Origin of the sequence: Rhodococcus sp. NPDC057135 (assembly GCF_042670865.1) — a bacterium.
Lineage (GTDB): Bacteria > Actinomycetota > Actinomycetes > Mycobacteriales > Mycobacteriaceae > Rhodococcus_F.
The window spans coordinates 53088-68950 of sequence record NZ_JBHUUU010000012.1; the positions used below are offsets into that span (position 1 = coordinate 53088).

General features: G+C 61.8%; 16 protein-coding genes. 8 read left to right on the forward strand and 8 right to left on the reverse strand.

The window, feature by feature from the left end; all coding sequences use genetic code 11:
• Positions 1 to 33: 33 nt before the first annotated feature.
• Positions 34 to 471, forward strand: a complete 438-nt coding sequence (locus ACFT1A_RS22025; RefSeq protein WP_378448763.1) for a MerR family transcriptional regulator — start codon at positions 34 to 36, stop codon at positions 469 to 471.
• Between the two features lie 14 nt (positions 472 to 485).
• Positions 486 to 1106, forward strand: coding sequence for an L-threonylcarbamoyladenylate synthase (locus tag ACFT1A_RS22030; protein WP_378448764.1), 621 nt, complete (start codon positions 486 to 488; stop codon positions 1104 to 1106).
• A gap of 15 nt (positions 1107 to 1121) precedes the next feature.
• Here the strand turns inward: ACFT1A_RS22030 and ACFT1A_RS22035 are convergent, their stop codons facing one another.
• Positions 1122 to 2069: a helix-turn-helix domain-containing protein gene (locus ACFT1A_RS22035; RefSeq protein ID WP_378448765.1), complete on the reverse strand. Its 948-nt coding sequence runs from the start codon at positions 2067 to 2069 to the stop codon at positions 1122 to 1124.
• A 164-nt stretch (positions 2070 to 2233) separates the two neighbouring features.
• Between ACFT1A_RS22035 and ACFT1A_RS22040 the strand changes: the two genes are divergently transcribed.
• Positions 2234 to 3346, forward strand: coding sequence for an NDMA-dependent alcohol dehydrogenase (locus ACFT1A_RS22040; protein ID WP_378448872.1), 1113 nt, complete (start codon positions 2234 to 2236; stop codon positions 3344 to 3346).
• A 68-nt stretch (positions 3347 to 3414) separates the two neighbouring features.
• On the opposite strand, the gene ACFT1A_RS22045 is transcribed toward ACFT1A_RS22040, so the two are convergent.
• From ACFT1A_RS22045 to ACFT1A_RS22055, 3 genes are all read right to left on the reverse strand, one after another.
• A complete protein-coding gene (locus ACFT1A_RS22045; protein WP_378448766.1) occupies positions 3415 to 5328 on the reverse strand; it encodes an alkyl/aryl-sulfatase in 1914 nt (637 codons plus the stop codon).
• A 99-nt stretch (positions 5329 to 5427) separates the two neighbouring features.
• Positions 5428 to 5991 carry a TetR/AcrR family transcriptional regulator gene (locus ACFT1A_RS22050; protein WP_378448767.1) on the reverse strand — a complete coding sequence of 188 codons (564 nt, stop codon included), beginning with the start codon at positions 5989 to 5991 and terminating at the stop codon, positions 5428 to 5430.
• A complete protein-coding gene (locus ACFT1A_RS22055; RefSeq protein WP_378448768.1) occupies positions 5988 to 7223 on the reverse strand; it encodes a cytochrome P450 in 1236 nt (411 codons plus the stop codon). Before ACFT1A_RS22055 ends, ACFT1A_RS22050 begins: the two co-directional genes overlap by 4 nt.
• A 108-nt stretch (positions 7224 to 7331) precedes the next feature.
• Here ACFT1A_RS22055 and ACFT1A_RS22060 point away from each other — a divergent pair, with 108 nt between their 5' ends.
• Positions 7332 to 8177 carry a glycosyltransferase family 92 protein gene (locus ACFT1A_RS22060; RefSeq protein ID WP_378448769.1) on the forward strand — a complete coding sequence of 282 codons (846 nt, stop codon included), beginning with the start codon at positions 7332 to 7334 and terminating at the stop codon, positions 8175 to 8177.
• Positions 8178 to 8290: 113 nt separating this feature from the next.
• Here the strand turns inward: ACFT1A_RS22060 and ACFT1A_RS22065 are convergent, their stop codons facing one another.
• The gene (locus ACFT1A_RS22065) at positions 8291 to 8449 is read right to left on the reverse strand and encodes a hypothetical protein (protein ID WP_019747160.1); all 159 of its coding nucleotides are present in this window, start codon (positions 8447 to 8449) and stop codon (positions 8291 to 8293) included.
• Between the two features lie 205 nt (positions 8450 to 8654).
• On the opposite strand from ACFT1A_RS22065, the gene ACFT1A_RS22070 reads away from it, so the two are divergent.
• A complete protein-coding gene (locus ACFT1A_RS22070; RefSeq protein WP_378448770.1) occupies positions 8655 to 9416 on the forward strand; it encodes an SDR family NAD(P)-dependent oxidoreductase in 762 nt (253 codons plus the stop codon).
• Here ACFT1A_RS22070 and ACFT1A_RS22075 read toward each other — a convergent pair.
• Complete coding sequence (locus tag ACFT1A_RS22075; RefSeq protein WP_378448771.1) at positions 9398 to 9544, reverse strand: hypothetical protein; 147 nt, start codon at positions 9542 to 9544, stop codon at positions 9398 to 9400. The genes ACFT1A_RS22070 and ACFT1A_RS22075 overlap by 19 nt on opposite strands.
• A 210-nt stretch (positions 9545 to 9754) precedes the next feature.
• Between ACFT1A_RS22075 and ACFT1A_RS22080 the strand changes: the two genes are divergently transcribed.
• The 3 genes from ACFT1A_RS22080 (at position 9755) to ACFT1A_RS22090 (ending at position 12961) form a co-directional block, all read left to right on the forward strand.
• Positions 9755 to 10699 (forward strand): alpha/beta fold hydrolase, encoded by a 945-nt coding sequence (locus ACFT1A_RS22080; RefSeq protein ID WP_378448873.1) that lies wholly within the window; start codon positions 9755 to 9757, stop codon positions 10697 to 10699.
• 260 nt (positions 10700 to 10959) lie between these two features.
• Positions 10960 to 11733 carry a VOC family protein gene (locus ACFT1A_RS22085; RefSeq protein WP_378448772.1) on the forward strand — a complete coding sequence of 258 codons (774 nt, stop codon included), beginning with the start codon at positions 10960 to 10962 and terminating at the stop codon, positions 11731 to 11733.
• Positions 11734 to 11806: 73 nt separating this feature from the next.
• On the forward strand, positions 11807 to 12961 hold the full coding sequence (locus tag ACFT1A_RS22090; protein ID WP_317828466.1) for an alkaline phosphatase family protein: 1155 nt from the start codon (positions 11807 to 11809) through the stop codon (positions 12959 to 12961).
• Here ACFT1A_RS22090 and murJ read toward each other — a convergent pair.
• Together murJ and ACFT1A_RS22100 are read right to left on the reverse strand one after the other, a co-directional pair.
• A complete protein-coding gene (murJ, locus tag ACFT1A_RS22095; RefSeq protein ID WP_378448773.1) occupies positions 12947 to 14575 on the reverse strand; it encodes a murein biosynthesis integral membrane protein MurJ in 1629 nt (542 codons plus the stop codon). The genes ACFT1A_RS22090 and murJ overlap by 15 nt on opposite strands.
• Before the next feature lie 117 nt (positions 14576 to 14692).
• Entirely contained in the window at positions 14693 to 15721 is a 1029-nt protein-coding gene (locus tag ACFT1A_RS22100) for a beta-ketoacyl-ACP synthase III (protein WP_347871651.1), read from the reverse strand.
• Between the last annotated feature and the right edge of the window lie 142 nt (positions 15722 to 15863).

Here is a 15863-nt window from a genome sequence, read left to right on the forward strand (position 1 = left end):
GGATGGAGGCCGAGCGCGACGAAAGTGGGAGTGATGTCTGAGCCGGAACACGCGGGCCAGGGGCAGAACATGCAGATCGGTCAGGTTGCCGAGCGCACCGAACTGTCGATCAAGACGATCCGTCATTACGACGAGGTCGGTCTGGTGACCCCGTCCGAGCGGAGCGCCGGAGGTTTCCGCCTGTACACCGAAGCCGACGTCCAGCGGCTACTGGTGATCCGACGAATGAAGCCGCTCGGATTCAGTCTCGAAGAAATGAAAAAACTCCTCGATTCTCTGGCAGTGCTCGGTGACGAGGGTTCGGACGCGTCAATGCGAACCGGTGCAACCGAATTCGTCACCGCCTGCCATACCCGAGCGGAAGAAAGCTGCATACACTTACGTAAGCAACTCGCCTACGCCGAAGAACTGACGGGATTGCTCGCCGACCACAGTCTGAACGGCGAACGGGATTCACGATCTGCCGGCTGAACTAAGCTGAGTTGATGGCCCGATACTTCGACGTACATCCCGAAAACCCGCAGCCGCGCGCGATCAGCCAGATCGTCGAAATGCTGCGCAACGACGCGGTCATCGCCTACCCCACCGATTCCTGCTACGCCTTGGGCGCCCGAATGGACAATCACTCGGGCACCGATCGGATCCGCGAGATCCGTCACCTGCGGTCGGATCACCATTTCACGCTCGTCTGTGCCGACTTCGCGCAGCTCGGACATTTCGTCCACGTCACCAACTCGGCGTTCCGCGCGGTGAAAGCGGCCACCCCGGGCCAATACACGTTCATCCTTCCCGCCACGAAGGAAGTCCCGCGGCGGCTGGCACACGCCAAGAAGAAGACCGTCGGAGTGCGCATTCCCAGCCACCCGGTAGTGCGTGCGCTCCTGCAGGAACTGGGTGAGCCGATCCTCTCCAGCACCCTTCTGCTGCCCGGCGCCGAGGAGCCGATGACGGACGGCTGGCAGATCAAGGAAGAACTCGACCACCTGCTCGACGCGGTCATCGACTCGGGTGACTGCGGAACCGAACCCACCACGGTCGTCGACTATTCGTCCGGTGTCCCCGAGATCGTGCGCGTCGGCGCCGGAGACCCTTCTCGTTTCGAGTAACCGTCGAGGTCGGATTCACGTTCTTCGAGAGCGGAAGGCCGCCGGAGATGTCCCGAACCGTTCTTTGAACAGTCGCGAGAAGTGGCTCGCGTCGGAGAAACACCACCGAGTGGCGATCGAGGTGATCGAGCAGTTCGTTCGACGCAAGTCCTCGCGCGCCCTGGCCAACCGCCTCGCCCGTACCGTGCTGTTGAACGTCTCGCCAGAGCGGCCGAACACTCGCTGGACCGTGCGGGCAGAGACCGCATGTGCGTCGGCAACAGAGGTCAACGACAACGCCGGATCACTCAGGTGCCCGTCGATCCAGGCGTCGATCGACAGGCGCAGCGCGGCAGAACCGGATGCATCATCAGTTCTCCTACTCACCGCCCCGTCAAACAGATCGAGGGTGGCATTTCTGGCCGCCGATACCGCAGATTCAGGAAGTTCATCCAGCGAATCGGCCAGCATCGACAGGTAGGAAACCAACAAACGCACTGACGGGGAGTTCCGTTCCAACGCGCCGCCGAAGGCCGGCCACTGTCGACCCGAGACTTCTGCCAGGGCCGTGCGCGGAATCAGCAGATTGATCGAACGAACCGACTCCAGCACCTCGAACTCGGCCTGATTGCGCGTATCCCACAGAACTACGTCACCAGCGCCCACGAGAGTCGTCTCACCTGCTCTCGTCAACGCTTCGCGTCCTGACTGGATTGCGATCAGCACCACCCAGTCTTCGGTCGCGTCGGATACCTGAGTTGGTGTTCGCTTTCCTGCGCACGGATCACAACTGAGATCGACGAGACCGAAGTCGTCCAGCGAGCGCCTCCGCACCGATGCGGTGAATCTCTCGCGGAGATCCGAACGGGACACTTGTACGTCGAGGGGAACAAATTCCTCTCTCAGACGAGATTCCCACCATTGGCCCCTCATGCCGACAGGAATGCCCTCGGCAGCCTTCTGTTCCGACCCGATGACAACCACAACTTAGATTAGCGCAGATTCACTTCAGGGGTCGGCGGAAACGGCACGAAAACACCAGACCGTGGCGCGCAGATGCATGACCGAGGCCCCCGGCGAGAGACAGCATGTCTCCAGGAGCAGACGAGAAGACACTGCGCCGCGAAGCACGCTCGAAGGGAATGTCGATGAAGGCGAAGGCAGCAGTGCTGTGGGAGCACAACACACCGTGGAGTGTCGAGGAGATCGAGCTCGCAGATCCGAAAGAACGAGAAGTCCTGATCAAAGTGGTCGCCAGCGGAATGTGCCACTCCGACGATCATGCAGTGACCGGTGATCTGACAGTCCCGCTCCCCGTGATCGGTGGCCACGAAGGCGCGGGCATAGTGGAGAAGGTCGGCCCCGGCGTGAGAGACGTCGAGGTGGGCGATCACGTCGTCCTCTCGTTCATTCCCTCGTGTGGACGCTGCCGCTGGTGCGCAGTCGGACAGAGCAACCTCTGCGACCTCGGCGCCATTCTGATGGCCGGCGCGCAGGTCGACGGAACGTACCGCGCAGCAGCACGCGGGCAAGACGTCGGAACCTTCTCGCTTCTGGGCACTTTCGGCAACTACACGGTTGTGCCGGAAGCGTCGGTCGTGAAGATCAACAAATGGATTCCCCTCGAGAAGGCCTGCCTCGTCGGTTGCGGAGTCACCACCGGTTGGGGATCTGCCGTCAACACCGGAGAGGTCTCGCCAGGCGACTCCGTGGTCGTCGTCGGAATCGGTGGGATCGGTGGAAGCGCCCTCCAAGGAGCGAAAATCGCAGGCGCGAGGCACATCGTGGCAGTCGACATCTCGCCGGACAAGAAAGCCATGGCCGAGACTCTCGGAGCAACACACTTCGCTTCGTCGATCGACGAAGCCATGACGCTGGTCAACGAATTGACCTGGGGCGTCATGGCTGACGTCGCGATCCTGACAGTCGGAGTGGCGAGCGGCGACATGATCCAGCCGATGGTCGGACTGATCCGCAAGGGTGGCCGCGTGGTTTTGACGGCGGTCTCACCGATGGGCGCCACCGACACACAGTTGCACCTCGCCGAAATGACCCTGTTCCAAAAACAGCTCCGCGGAAGCCTGTTCGGCGAATGTAACCCTCGAGCCGACATCCCCCGTCTACTCAACCTCTACGAAGCCGGGCTGTTGAAGCTCGACGAAATGGTCACCGCCGAGTACCGCCTCGAAGACATCAACCAGGGCTACGACGACATGAAGTCGGGAAAGATCATGCGCGGAGTCATCATTCACGAACACTGATCACCGATCAGTCACACCTGTCACGGCGTGACTCCGCCCACCTGTCACGGCGTGACCCCGCACACCTGTCACGGCGTGACGATATCGAACCACAGATCAAAATCCTCCAGCAGCGAGATGAACGTCTCCAGTTCAGACTGATCTCCCACAGCCGTTGCCGTTCCGGTGGTGATGGATTCGGTGAGTGAGGTCGTCCCCAGATACACCTCGTTGAACACGGCACGGGTCAAGGTCAGAGTCAGGGCGGCCGACGCATCTGCCTTGTCCGTGTCGTAGTTCAGCACGCCGTTGCGCACTGTCACCAGGACGTTGTCGGCAGTGTCCGACAATACGAATCGCAACGACAGGTCGACGTCGGCGGCCTTAGGGCCGTCGAGGCGAACCGCCCAGAAGTCCAGCATCTGCTCGAGTGGCATCACTGCGACAACGGCCGGGCCGGTGGGGTTGTTGGACGGCATCGGTGCCAGCGGATGCCGCAATTCCATCGCTCCGACCAGATAGAAGTTGCGCCACGTACCGTTCTCGGCCTGGTAGCCGAGCTGTTCGTACGTGTCCGCCAACAACTCTCGCGCTTTCTGATTGCTCGGATCGGCGAAGACCAGATGGTTCACCAACTCCGCCGCCCAGCGGTAGTCGCCGGCGTCGAATGCCTGCTTTCCCTTTGTCAGGAGCGCGTCCGGTCCACCGACGGCTTCGACGTACCGCTTGCCGTTCTCCACCGGCGGATGGGGATTGAGGTGAGCGGGAACGCCGTCGAACCAACCGAGATAGAAGGTGTAGATCGCTTTGACGTTGTGGCTGAGCGAGCCGTAGTACCCGCGGTTGTACCACTGCTTTCCGATGGCGTCGGGCACCTCGATCTGGTCGGCGATCTCGACGGGTGTCAGTCCCTTGTTGGCAAGACGCAACGTCTGGTCGTGGAGATACTTGTACAGGTCTGCCTGATCCGACATGAGCTTGCGAATCTTCTCATTGCCCCACGTGGGCCAATGATGCTGCGCAAAAATGATTTCGACGTCAGGAAAGAGCTCCATCGCCAGACGAACGTAATGCGACCAGGCCTTCGCGTCGCGAGTCTTGGCGCCGCGCAACGTGTATAGATTGTGCATCGTGTGTGTAACGTCCTCAGCCGAACCGAGCGCCTTGAAATCAGGTAGATAGAACAGCATCTCGGACGGTGCTTCGGTTCCCGGCGCGAGCATGAACGTCACGCGCACACCGTCGATGACTTCTTCGTGCACCGGTTCGGTGATGACGTCGGTCGGCACGGCGAACGTCGACGTGCCGTGCGAAGTGGACAGTCCAAGACCACCCGATACCTGCCCCTGTGGACCAGGACGCAAAAACGATCCGTACATGTACATTCCGCGACGCGTCATCGCCGTACCGGCAAGCACGTTCTCGGAGATCGCTTCTTCCGTGAAACTGTCTGGTGCATAGACTTTTACGGCACCGGACTCGATCTCTTCGTCGGTGACAAATCCTTTCACACCGCCGAAGTGATCGCCGTGGGAGTGAGTGAAGATGATTGCCTTGACCGGGACCTTGGGGCGGTGCTGGTAGTACAACTCCAACGCGAGTGCGGCTGTTTCCGCGGACATCAGAGTGTCACCGATAATCAACCCGGTGTCGCCCTCGATGATCGTCGTGTTCGACAAATCCTGGCCGATCACCTGATACAGGCGATCAGCGAGCTTGAACAGTCCGCCGCCCTTTCCCATCAAAGTCGCTTGGCGCCACAGACTCGGGTTGACGGTGTCCGGCGCATCGCCGTCGGCGAACCCGTAGGCGTCGTAAGAGAAGATGAACTGCCCTTTGTCGCCCTTGACCAACCCGCCGTCGATGAGCGGCGCCACCAGACCTCGTGAAATCAAATCGAAGTCGAAGGTGTCGTCGAAAGGAAGGTCACGGAGAACCTGAGCATTCGCCTGGCGAGTCGCTTCGGTGGCGGGCTTGGGGTCGAGTTCGGACGGTGTAGTCATCTTCTCTTACGCTCCTCGGGAACTCGCGGTGGCCTGTGTCTGGATACCGGTTCATCCTCGATCCCGACAGCACCCTCGCGCATCACCCGGAAGGGATGATCAGGCGGTCCTTCCTGCGCTCACCAGCGCAGCGACGAACTCACGCACCAACGCCCGCTCGTCATTCTCGTCCGCCCCCGGCACCATGAGCAGCGAGAGGATCACTCGCACGATCCAGCGTGCTCGAGTGGCTACCTCGGCGCCGGTGTCACCGAGCATCGCGACCCCCAGTCCGTTGATGACATCGGACGAATTGGCAAGCTCACCGGCAAGACTCGCATCACCCGGGGTGAACCACGCAGCCAGCGTCGGAGTGCTGCGTACCGCGGACACTGCCGCGAGCATCGCCGTTTCGAGACGCTCGCTCGGATCGTCGATGGCCGCTACCGATTCCGCGATCGCTGTTCCGAGCCTGCGGGCTTCGCGGTGAACGAACGCGATGTGTAGAGCCTGTCGATTCTCGAAGTACCGGTACAGGGTGGCCCGAGAACATCCTGCAGCAGAGGCTATTTCCGCCATACCTACCGTTGCGACGCCCTTTTCGACGAACAATTGTGCCGCGCTGTCGAGGATCTTCTCGGCCGCCGCCAAAGCGCGGCCCTCACCGAGCCAGTCGTTGCTCACGGCCGGCTAACCGACATCGGGGCGGTGAGCGGACGGCGGACGTAATTGCCTGGTGCGTACTGCATCGCGTCGATGTCGACGTGAAAGTCTGGAATCCGGGAGAGCAACTCTTCCAACGCAACTCGTGCCTGCATCCGAGCGGCCGACGCACCCAGACAATGGTGGGCGCCATGACTGAAGGTGAGTATCTTCTGTGGCCGGCGCAAGACGTCCAACTCCGCCGCGTCGGGTCCGTACTTTTCGGGATCACGATTTGCCGCACCATACATCAGCAAAACCTTACGTCCTGCCGGAATCACTTTGCCACCCAAGGCCACATCTCGCGTCGTTGTGCGTGCCAGACCTTGGACCGGCGAGGTGAGCCGAAGCAGTTCGTCGACTGCGTCAGTGATCAATGCGGGATCGTCCAACAGGATCTGACGCTGGTCGAGGCGTTCGGTCAGCATCGCCACCGATCCGCCCAACATTCCTGTTGTAGTGTCGTTTCCACCGGCCACCATGGTGAAGGCAAAGCCCAGAATCGACAGTAAGCCGGAGATGTCGCCTTCTTCACCGAGCCCAGCGGCGAGTAGGTGCGAAATCGTGTCGTCACCCGGTTCGACCTTGCGGCGTTCGATCAGCGAAGCGAAGTACATCATCAACTCACCGGTGGCGGCCTGCGCCGTCGTCGCCGCTGCGGCCACACCACCTGCCGAATTGGCAGCAACAATGGCCTCGGTCCAGCCGTCGAACTGATCACGGTCCGATTCCGGCACACCCAGATAATGCGCGACGACCATCGACGGCAACGGCTTGAACAGCTCGACGACGATATCGCCGCTGCCACGCGCTTTCAACGCCTCGATACGTTCGACGACAAATTCGCGGACCATCGGCTCGACCGCCGAGACCTGACGCGGGGTGAACCCCTTCGACACCATGCGCCGGAACTCCGACTGCGCGGGTGGATCCTGCATCACGAACGGCGGATTGTCCTGCATCCCGATCTGCTCGAGTTCACCGTAGACAGTGGTCAATCCCTTTGCCGACGAATATGTCTCGTAATCGCGAGCAGCGTTGTAGACGTCTTCGTGACGGGTGAGCACCCAGTAGTCGTCCTGCGGCGCAGCTTCCGGCACAACGTTGTGAACAGGATCGTTCTCGCGCAACGCGTCGTACATTGCCCACGGCGAACGCCAGGACTCCCCGGTGGAAGGAACAAACCTTGGCGAATGTGACACAGAGGTTGTCATGACTCGACTATGAGACAAATGATGCAATGTGTCAATGATTCGACGATCAACGCTTCCACGATCAACATCAACCAACCCGCTTCCACACAGAGCACTATCGTGTGTCGGGTGATCACGGATCCGAAGAAGCACCCGAAGAGCTCTGACAACGGACGTCGCGCAGTGGTTGCGGTTCTGCTCCCCCGCGAACATCTCCCCTTCATCAGAGACTGGTGCCTGCACCACATCGAGCAAGGCTGGGAGGTTGTTCTCTACGACAACACCGGTTCCGTCGGGTCCACCCGCAAGACAAGCGCATTCAGTCTCAACCGCTGGCACGGACGCAGCGAGGACAAGCGCGGCAATTCTTACGGCGCCTTCACTCGATCGATGTCGGACAGTGAAGTTCAGGTCGCATTCCGCAAAGAGCTGCACGACCTTCCGGTGACGATCATCGATTGGCAACCGCGCGACGCGGACGGCCGGATCGTGCACGGACAGGTGGAGGCCTACGTCGATTACGTGACCCGATACCGCGACACCGTCGCCTGGGCAGCATTCATCGACGCGGACGAATACCTCCAACACGCACCAGGATTGGACTGGGAGGTACTACTCGGCGGCGTTACTCGAGAGGATTCGCACCGAGTTGTTCTCGATGCGCTGGTCTACGAATCCAGGTGGACGCGCGACGGGCAACTACGAGACGTCGACACGCTCAAATGCCTTGGGCTACAAAGCCACGGCTGCAAGAACATACTCAGACTGTCGGAGATTTTGCGAGCAGACGTCCACTGGGCCTGGAAGACAACCGAACCCGACACCTTGGCCCGGCCGGACAGATCGCTTTACTACTTCCGCCACTACCGCGGTTCGGAAGCGACACTCGACTTCACTCCGTTGCCGAACTTCGGACCCCAGGTCTACGAAGAAGGTGTGGACATACCACCGGCGATCGACGTATCACAAAAATGAATGTGCCTGCAAGGCACAGACATTCACATGAAGATAAACCTCCGGCCCGCATCTACGAAGGCAATACCTTCAAGACGCGGGCCGGAGGCCGTAAATCCGGTTCAGCGAAGCAATCAAGCCTTCGGCTGCGAGCTTCCTGCGCCACCGATTGCGCCGAGAAGACCAGCAACTGCGCCGATGCCGACGAGGACGCCGCCCAGGCCTGCAATGATCTTCTGGAAGTCGCCGAGCTGTGCCAGGTCCGTCTTGCTGCTGCCAGTGGTGAATGCCATGTCTAGCTCCTCATCATGGAATGTGTACGCGGTCCGCGCGCCCGGTATGTAACGGCGCTCACAATATACGTAAGACGACCGAAATTTGAAGCGGTGCCACCGAGTGGGACGTAACTCACATCTCATCCAGCGGGAACCCACGAGTAACAATGCGCGATTCGGACAACGCTTCGGGAACCGTTGAATGACGAGCAGGAGAACAGCAGTGGGCAAGTTGGATGGAAAAGTGGCCCTGATCACTGGCGCAGGGCAAGGCGTCGGCAAGGGAGTTGCGTTGGCACTCGCCAAGGAAGGCGCTTCCGTCGCGGTCGCGGGCCGCACTGAGTCGAAACTCCTCGTCACATGTAACGAGGTCACCGAACGTGGCGGCCGCGCCGAGCCGGTGCTCGTGGACATCGCCGACGCGGCTTCCATCACTGCCGCTGTGTCGCGAACAGTGGAACTGTTCGGCGGTGTCGACATTCTGATCAACAACGCCAGCCTCAACCCGCTCGGCAACATCCTCGACCTCACTCCGGAGCGCCTTGCCGACGGACTGACTTCCGGTCCCGTCGCGACGCTGCGAACAATGCAAGCCTGCTACCCGTTCATGAAGGAGCGCGGCGGCGGGGCGATCATCAACATGGTCAGTTCCGTGGCCGTCCGCTGGGACGCTGCCGGCTACGGCGGATACGCGGCCGTGAAGGAATCCGTCCGAGCCCTCAGCCGGGCAGCAGCGTGCGAATGGGGCGTCGACGGGATCCGTGTCAACGCGGTGGCCCCACACGCGTCGTCACCCGGGTTACAGCGTTGGGCCGATGCGCGTCCGGAAGAGGCTGCAGCTTTTGTTGCCGGGATTCCGCTGCGGAGGATCGGCGACTGCGAGACAGACATCGGGACAGCGGTGGCTTTCCTGGTCGGGCCGGATGCCGCTTATCTGACTGGAGCAACAATTCCGCTCGACGGTGGTCAGTCGCGCTGGGGCTGAGAGGTGGCGTCGTCGAAGGCAAGCACCGCCGACTTGTCTTCGGCGATCGGCCGCCGGAAAACGAAACCGACCAGAACGGATGCCAAAACCAACGCGGCCAGCACTATGAGCCCGACCATCCACCACATGGGTTTCAGTATGCCCGAACCGACCTCGGCCGGACGCGTACCGCGGCCGCAGAAAATCGATGACCCCCGCGAAAAGTGCTTGGCACCAGTTGAATTCCGTTTTGCCCGTTTCGTGAGCTTCCAGAGAATCCGTGATCGAGCACACAATTTCAGATCAAGAACCGGGACGAGTGCGTGACTACGACGAAACCTCGGTGCATCCTGGCAGGTATGGAATCCGCTGTTTCGGCCCAACTCGCCGACGGAAGCGCCCTCACGCACCCGTGGGGCGGGACAAGCAACATCACCGATCTTGGCGGTGATGTTCACTGGATCGACTTCGGCGGTCCCAGCGGAGCGCCGCCCATCGTCCTCGTTCACGGTTTGGGCGGCTCACATCTCAACTGGGTGCGGGTGGCACCAACGCTGGCCGCACGTACGCGCGTGTACGCACTGGACCTCGCGGGATTCGGACTCACCTCTGCCCGTGGGCGACACACAGGCGTCGATGCCAACGCAACACTCCTGAATCGCTTTCTCGACACAGTGGTAGGTGAGCCTGCCGTCCTGTTCGGCAATTCGATGGGCGGAATGGTCTCCGCAATGGCGACCCACGCCAGTCCCGACTCGGTCGCCGGCCTGGTCCTGGTAGATCCGGCGCTCCCACTGCCGGTCCAACTTCCCGACCTGACCGTCGCGGCACAATTCGCGCTCTACTCGATGCCGTACGTCGGCGAGCAGGTTCTCGGCTTCGGACGCCGGAAGATGTCCGACCGGCAGTTGGCCGCTCAGATGACGAGATTGTGTTTCGCCGATCCGAGGCGAGCAGACCCCGCGGTTCTCGACGCGGGCGCCGCCCTGACGGCTATTCGCCGCAACGAACCCACTCAGGATGCCGAGTTCCTGCAGGCAGCACGGTCACTGCTGATGACCCTCGCCCGCCCGGCCTCGTATCGAAAGACTCTGCGAGAGATCACGACTCCGACGCTCCTGATCCACGGCGACCGCGATCGACTGGTCCCGGTCGAGGCTGCACGGGCAGCCGCCGCCGCTCATCCACACTGGACCACCATCATTCTGGGCGACACCGGCCACACCCCTCAGTTGGAGATTCCGGACGAGTTCTCACGTCATACGCTCGCGTGGCTCGATCGCACGGGGTTGATCACGAGCTGACCCGTGACGGCAGTACGCCGGTGGATGTCCTTGCCGATCGAGCAAGTGCCCCATCAACTTCGGCATCTCGAGGACGATCCGGCGAAGATGACATCGGCAGTTCCGGCCCACCGGTAAGCGCGAACGATCAAATACTCCAAAGCTCTCGAGCCCTGGGAATGTGTCGGGGTACGCGCGTAGCGTGAGATTCGCGCATTCCTTGGCCAGCCCGTTCTGTATCCCTTGCTCGTGTATCCGTTTCGGTAGAGGAGAGTTTTCAGATGCCCGCACGCACAGCGCTCGACGGAACGCCCTGTTGGATCGACCTCACCAGCTCCGACACCGAGGTTGCCAAATCCTTCTACACCAAAGTGTTCGGTTGGCAGGCCGACACAAACGACGACCCGCAGTACGGCGGCTACGCGATCTTCAGCAAAGACGGGCAGCCCATCGCCGGGCTCGGTCCCCAGCAGGAGGGAAACCCGTACGGCGACGTCTGGACCACCTACATGTCCTCTGCTGATGCGGCAGCGTCGGCATCCAAGGCCGAAGCCGCGGGCGGCACGATCATGATGCCGTCGATGCAGGTCGGCCCCCAGGGCAGCATGGCCATCGTGGGCGATCCGGCCGGTGCCGTCGTCGGTATCTGGCAGGCAGATCAGCACAATGGCTTCGGGCTGGTGGGCGAGGCGGGCGCACCGGTGTGGCACGAGACATTGTCCAAGAACTACGCCGCAGTTCTACCGTTCTACACCGACGTGTTCGGCTGGACCTACGAGCCCATCGGCGACAGCGACGAATTCCGGTACTCACAGGCCAAGCAGGGCGACACCGTCGTCGCCGGTTTGATGGATGCCAGTTCGTTCCTCCCGGCGGAGGTGCCGTCGTTCTGGCAGGTGTACTTCGGGGCGGACGACACGGATGCGGCAGTCGCCAAGGTCGTCGAATTCGGCGGCAGCGTACTGCGCGATCCCGAGGACACGCCCTTCGGCCGTCTCGCATCGGTGGCCGATCCTCTCGGTGCCAAGTTCCAGATCTCGACGATCATGAAGTGAACTTCCGCGCGCAGATTTGAACACTCGCCCAGAAGGTATGCAGTTTTCTGCGTCCAACGCCTAATCTCATGGGATGCCCGCCCCCGCCCCTCTCCTCGATGTGTACTCGCAGCCGACACTGTCGACGCTTGCGCCGTCGGTACTCGCTTCCCTCGGAGTGAGCGGCGAAGCGAACCGTCTCGATCTGCAGCCCAGCAAGAAGACCGTCATTCTGCTGGTAGACGGGATGGGCGCGAATTTGCTCGCCCGCAACGCCGAACATGCACCCTTCCTGAATTCGCTCGCCGGCACGCCCATACGGGCAGGATTCCCCACGACGACGGCCACCAGCATCGTCTCGCTGGGGACCGGTCTGCCTTCGGGAGCGCACGGCATCACCGGCTACCAGTCCTACGTCGAAGAAGCCGATTCGGTGTTCAACTGGCTGGGCTGGCACAGCGCGGGCAAGAAGGATTCGCAGACCGACTCCATCGTCCCGGAGACCTTGCAGCCGCAGGCCACGACCTTCGATCGCGCAGCGGCCGCCGGCATCACCGTCACTACTGTCGTTCCGTCCAAATTCGACGGCAGCGGCCTCACCCGGGCGGGAATGCGCGGTGCCCAGTTCGCCGGGATCCAGGCGTACGGAGACCTCCTTGCTCGCACCGTGGCGGCATCGAAATCCGCCGACCGGACGTTCACGTACTGCTACATCAGTGAGATCGATGCGCTGGGCCACGTCTACGGCCCCGAGTCCGAACCGTGGACCTTCCAACTGATGCTTGTCGATCGTCTGGTCGAACAACTCGCGGCCGCTCTCGGTCCGGACGTGAGATTGCTGGTGACGGCTGACCACGGAATGGTCGACGTGTTGGACGAGAACAAGATCGACTTCGACAACACTCCGATTCTGTCCAAAGACGTACTCGCCCTTGCCGGTGAACCGCGTTGTCGTCACATCCACACCAGAGAAGGCGCTGCACAAGATGTTGCGGACCGCTGGCGCGCCGAGCTGGGTGATCGCATGTGGATCGGGACGAGATCTGAAGGCATAGTCGCAGGATTGTTCGGGCCCGCAGTGCATTCCGAGTATCACGGGCGGATCGGCGATGTCATCGCCATTGCCTCCGGGGACGTAGCCGTCGTACGTCGATCTGTCGAGTCAGGACTGTCCGGCCTCCGTGGACAGCACGGTGCCCTCACCCCGGACGAACTGCTGGTACCGCTCCTGTCCTCAGGACAACAGTAGGGCTCGGGCCCGGCGAATCTCGGGAACACCGACCACCTTGCACGCGCCCAACAGGACAATGACACCAACGGCTGCACCCGCCGACAAGGAAACAGCAGCAGCGAGTCTGGGCTCGGGGATGCGATTCTGAACCACCACAACCAGAGCGAGCGCACAACCGCCTGCCAGCACTGTCGCCGTCGAAATCCTGCCGACAGTGGCCCGCACGTGACGGAATCCCAACAGCCCATATCGCTTTCGAAGCAGGACATGGCCGAGTACCGCTCCACACACGTAGGAGAACGAGCCGGCGGCGCAGACAGCCAGGATCAGCGTTTCGTCACTCGCCGACAGTGATGCAAGAAGAACGAGTGCCGTCTTGGCAATCACCATCACAACGGCAATCACGGCAGGAGTTCGAGTATCGTTGTCGGCGTAGAACACTCGTAGCTGAAGCATGACCATCGCAAAGGGCACCAGGCCGAATGCACTGACTGCAACGGCCGTCCCGATCAAACGGGCACTGCTGCCGTCCACCCGGCCGAAGAAGATCACAGTGGTCAACGAGGGGCCGAACACCATGAGTGCCACGGTGACCGGAATCAGAGCCACCACCGAATACCGGGCTCCGCGGCCGAGATCGGATACGACGCCTACGTCATCCCCCGCGGCAACCGACCTGGCGATTCGCGGCATCAGTACCGTCAACAGAGACACTCCGAGAATTCCGTATGCCACTTGAAACAGCAGATCCGCATGTGTGTACATCGAGTAGACGTGACGTGAGAGCGTCACCTTCATCGTCACCCACACCCCGACCTGACCGGCAACGACGTACACCAGAACCCACCCGAGCAACGGCACCCCGACGCGCACCGGGCGCCAGGTGTGCGGTACGACCCGCACGCGAAGGCGCCACCGAAACCCGTTGCGGTGCAGCGCTCGAGCAACGACCGCGGTTTGCGCCACGATTCCGAGCAGAGTACCGACACCGATCACCAGAACCTGCGCCATTGTCATCGACTCGGGAGTCAGAGCCACCGGACCCGGGATGCACAAGAAGACTGCGACCGTCACCAGAAGGACGACGTTGTTGATCACCGGCGCCCAGGCCGGCGCACCGAACACCGATCGAACACTGAGCACAGCCGTCATCATCGCCGTGATGCCGTAGAAGAATATCTCCGGCAGAAGCAAATACGCGAAGAGCGTCGTGAGCTCGCGTTGAGCCGGATCATCGATCACGGCCGAGACCAGCGGCGGCGCGCACACCACGGCCAGTGCCGTCACGAGAGCAAGAGCAAGCGCTCCCACAGTGAGCACGCGCTGCGTCTGCTCACGTTCGAGCGTCCGCCCACGGCGTCGTTGCCGCGTCAGATACGGAAGCAGGACACTGGCGAGAATCCCGCCGAGGAGGAGCTGATAGACCATGTTGGGAAAGCTGTTGGCCGCGTTGTACGCATCGCTGACCAAGGCAATCCCCAGGACAGCGGCAAGGGCAAGGGTGCGGACGAAACCGGTGATCCGGCTGACCGTGCTGGCGAGCGCCACTTGCCCGCCCATCCTTGCCAAGCTGCCGCCCGTCTCAGCTGTACGTTCGGGCTTACGTTCGGACTCCCCCACGCTCTCGGCCATCTCGCCAGAGTGCCACATCGCAGGGGTTCGACGATCTGGACGGAAACTCCTGCGCTCCTGAAAACGACTGAGCGCCCCGAACCGAAGTTCGAGGCGCTCAGTACGTAGGAGTGAAGATCAGGCTGATTCCGCTCCAGCCAACGGCGGCATGACGACAACCTGACCGGCGAAGGACAGACCGGCACCGAAGGCGAGAAGCAGGGCCTTGTCGCCCGCCTTGCACTGGCCGTCGCGCAGCATCTGCTCCATGGCGAGCGGGATCGACGCCGCAGACGTGTTGCCCGTCTCGGCGATGTCGTTGGAGACCGGGAATCCCTCGGGCAGCTTCATGCTGCGAGCGATGACCTCGTTGATGCGCTGGTTTGCCTGGTGCGGCACAAAAGCGTCGATGTCCTCGATACCCAGCCCCGACTTCTCCAGGGTGCGAGTGGCGACCTTACCCATCTCGAAGGCGGCCCAGCGGAACACCGCGGTACCGGCCATCTTGATCCACGGCCGCGGTCCGGTCGGGTTTTTGGTGTAGTCGAGCCAGCTCGGCTCCTGAACGATGGCATCGGACTGGCTGCCGTCCGAACCCCACTCGACCGGGCCGATTCCGACGGTATCGCTCGGGCCGACGACAACTGCGCCGGCGCCGTCACCGAAGATGAAGCGAACGCTGCGATCGGTGGGCTCGGTGGCCTCGCTCATCAACTCGACGCCGACGACGAGTACGTGATCTACGGTGCCACCGCGAACGAGGTCGCTGGCCACTGCCAGGGCAGTACAGAAACCGGCGCAACCTGCTGCGACGTCGAACGCAGCCGGACCCTTGATACCGAGCTCATGGGCAACGATGGATGCGGCCTGAGGAGTCTGCAAGTCCCACGTCGACGTCGCGATGATCACGGCGCCGATCTGCTCGGGCGCAATGCCGCTGACGTCGAGTGCTTTACGGGCAGCGCTGATCGACATGGCGAGGATGCCTTCGCCTTCGCCGGAGAACCGGCGCGACTTGATGCCCGATCGCGTCTGGATCCACTCGTCGGTGGAATCGATCAGCTCGCAGATCTCGTCGTTGGTCACGACTCGCTCCGGGCGGTGAACGCCGAGCCCGAGAAGGACGGACTGCCGACCTCCGGCCACACTGGCAATCGGCTTACCCATTGATCGATCTCCTCGTTGGTTTCTGGTGATGACGCGCATTCGACATCACACGTTACGTACAGGACATAAGCCCCTGCCTCTCAGGTCACCGTTCGGTCACGGCAACAACATGAGGCTGGCTCACATTACGCTTCGGTCAGGT

Coding starts and splice junctions, on each gene's coding strand:
- ACFT1A_RS22025 (WP_378448763.1), top strand. CDS start 34: ATGTCTGAGCCGGAACACGCGGGCCAGGGGCAGAACATGCAGATCGGT.
- ACFT1A_RS22030 (WP_378448764.1), top strand. CDS start 486: ATGGCCCGATACTTCGACGTACATCCCGAAAACCCGCAGCCGCGCGCG.
- ACFT1A_RS22040 (WP_378448872.1), top strand. CDS start 2,234: ATGAAGGCGAAGGCAGCAGTGCTGTGGGAGCACAACACACCGTGGAGT.
- ACFT1A_RS22045 (WP_378448766.1), bottom strand. CDS start 5,328: ATGACTACACCGTCCGAACTCGACCCCAAGCCCGCCACCGAAGCGACT.
- ACFT1A_RS22055 (WP_378448768.1), bottom strand. CDS start 7,223: ATGACAACCTCTGTGTCACATTCGCCAAGGTTTGTTCCTTCCACCGGG.
- ACFT1A_RS22065 (WP_019747160.1), bottom strand. CDS start 8,449: ATGGCATTCACCACTGGCAGCAGCAAGACGGACCTGGCACAGCTCGGC.
- ACFT1A_RS22075 (WP_378448771.1), bottom strand. CDS start 9,544: ATGTGGTGGATGGTCGGGCTCATAGTGCTGGCCGCGTTGGTTTTGGCA.
- ACFT1A_RS22080 (WP_378448873.1), top strand. CDS start 9,755: ATGGAATCCGCTGTTTCGGCCCAACTCGCCGACGGAAGCGCCCTCACG.
- ACFT1A_RS22085 (WP_378448772.1), top strand. CDS start 10,960: ATGCCCGCACGCACAGCGCTCGACGGAACGCCCTGTTGGATCGACCTC.
- ACFT1A_RS22090 (WP_317828466.1), top strand. CDS start 11,807: ATGCCCGCCCCCGCCCCTCTCCTCGATGTGTACTCGCAGCCGACACTG.
- murJ (WP_378448773.1), bottom strand. CDS start 14,575: ATGGCCGAGAGCGTGGGGGAGTCCGAACGTAAGCCCGAACGTACAGCT.
- ACFT1A_RS22100 (WP_347871651.1), bottom strand. CDS start 15,721: ATGGGTAAGCCGATTGCCAGTGTGGCCGGAGGTCGGCAGTCCGTCCTT.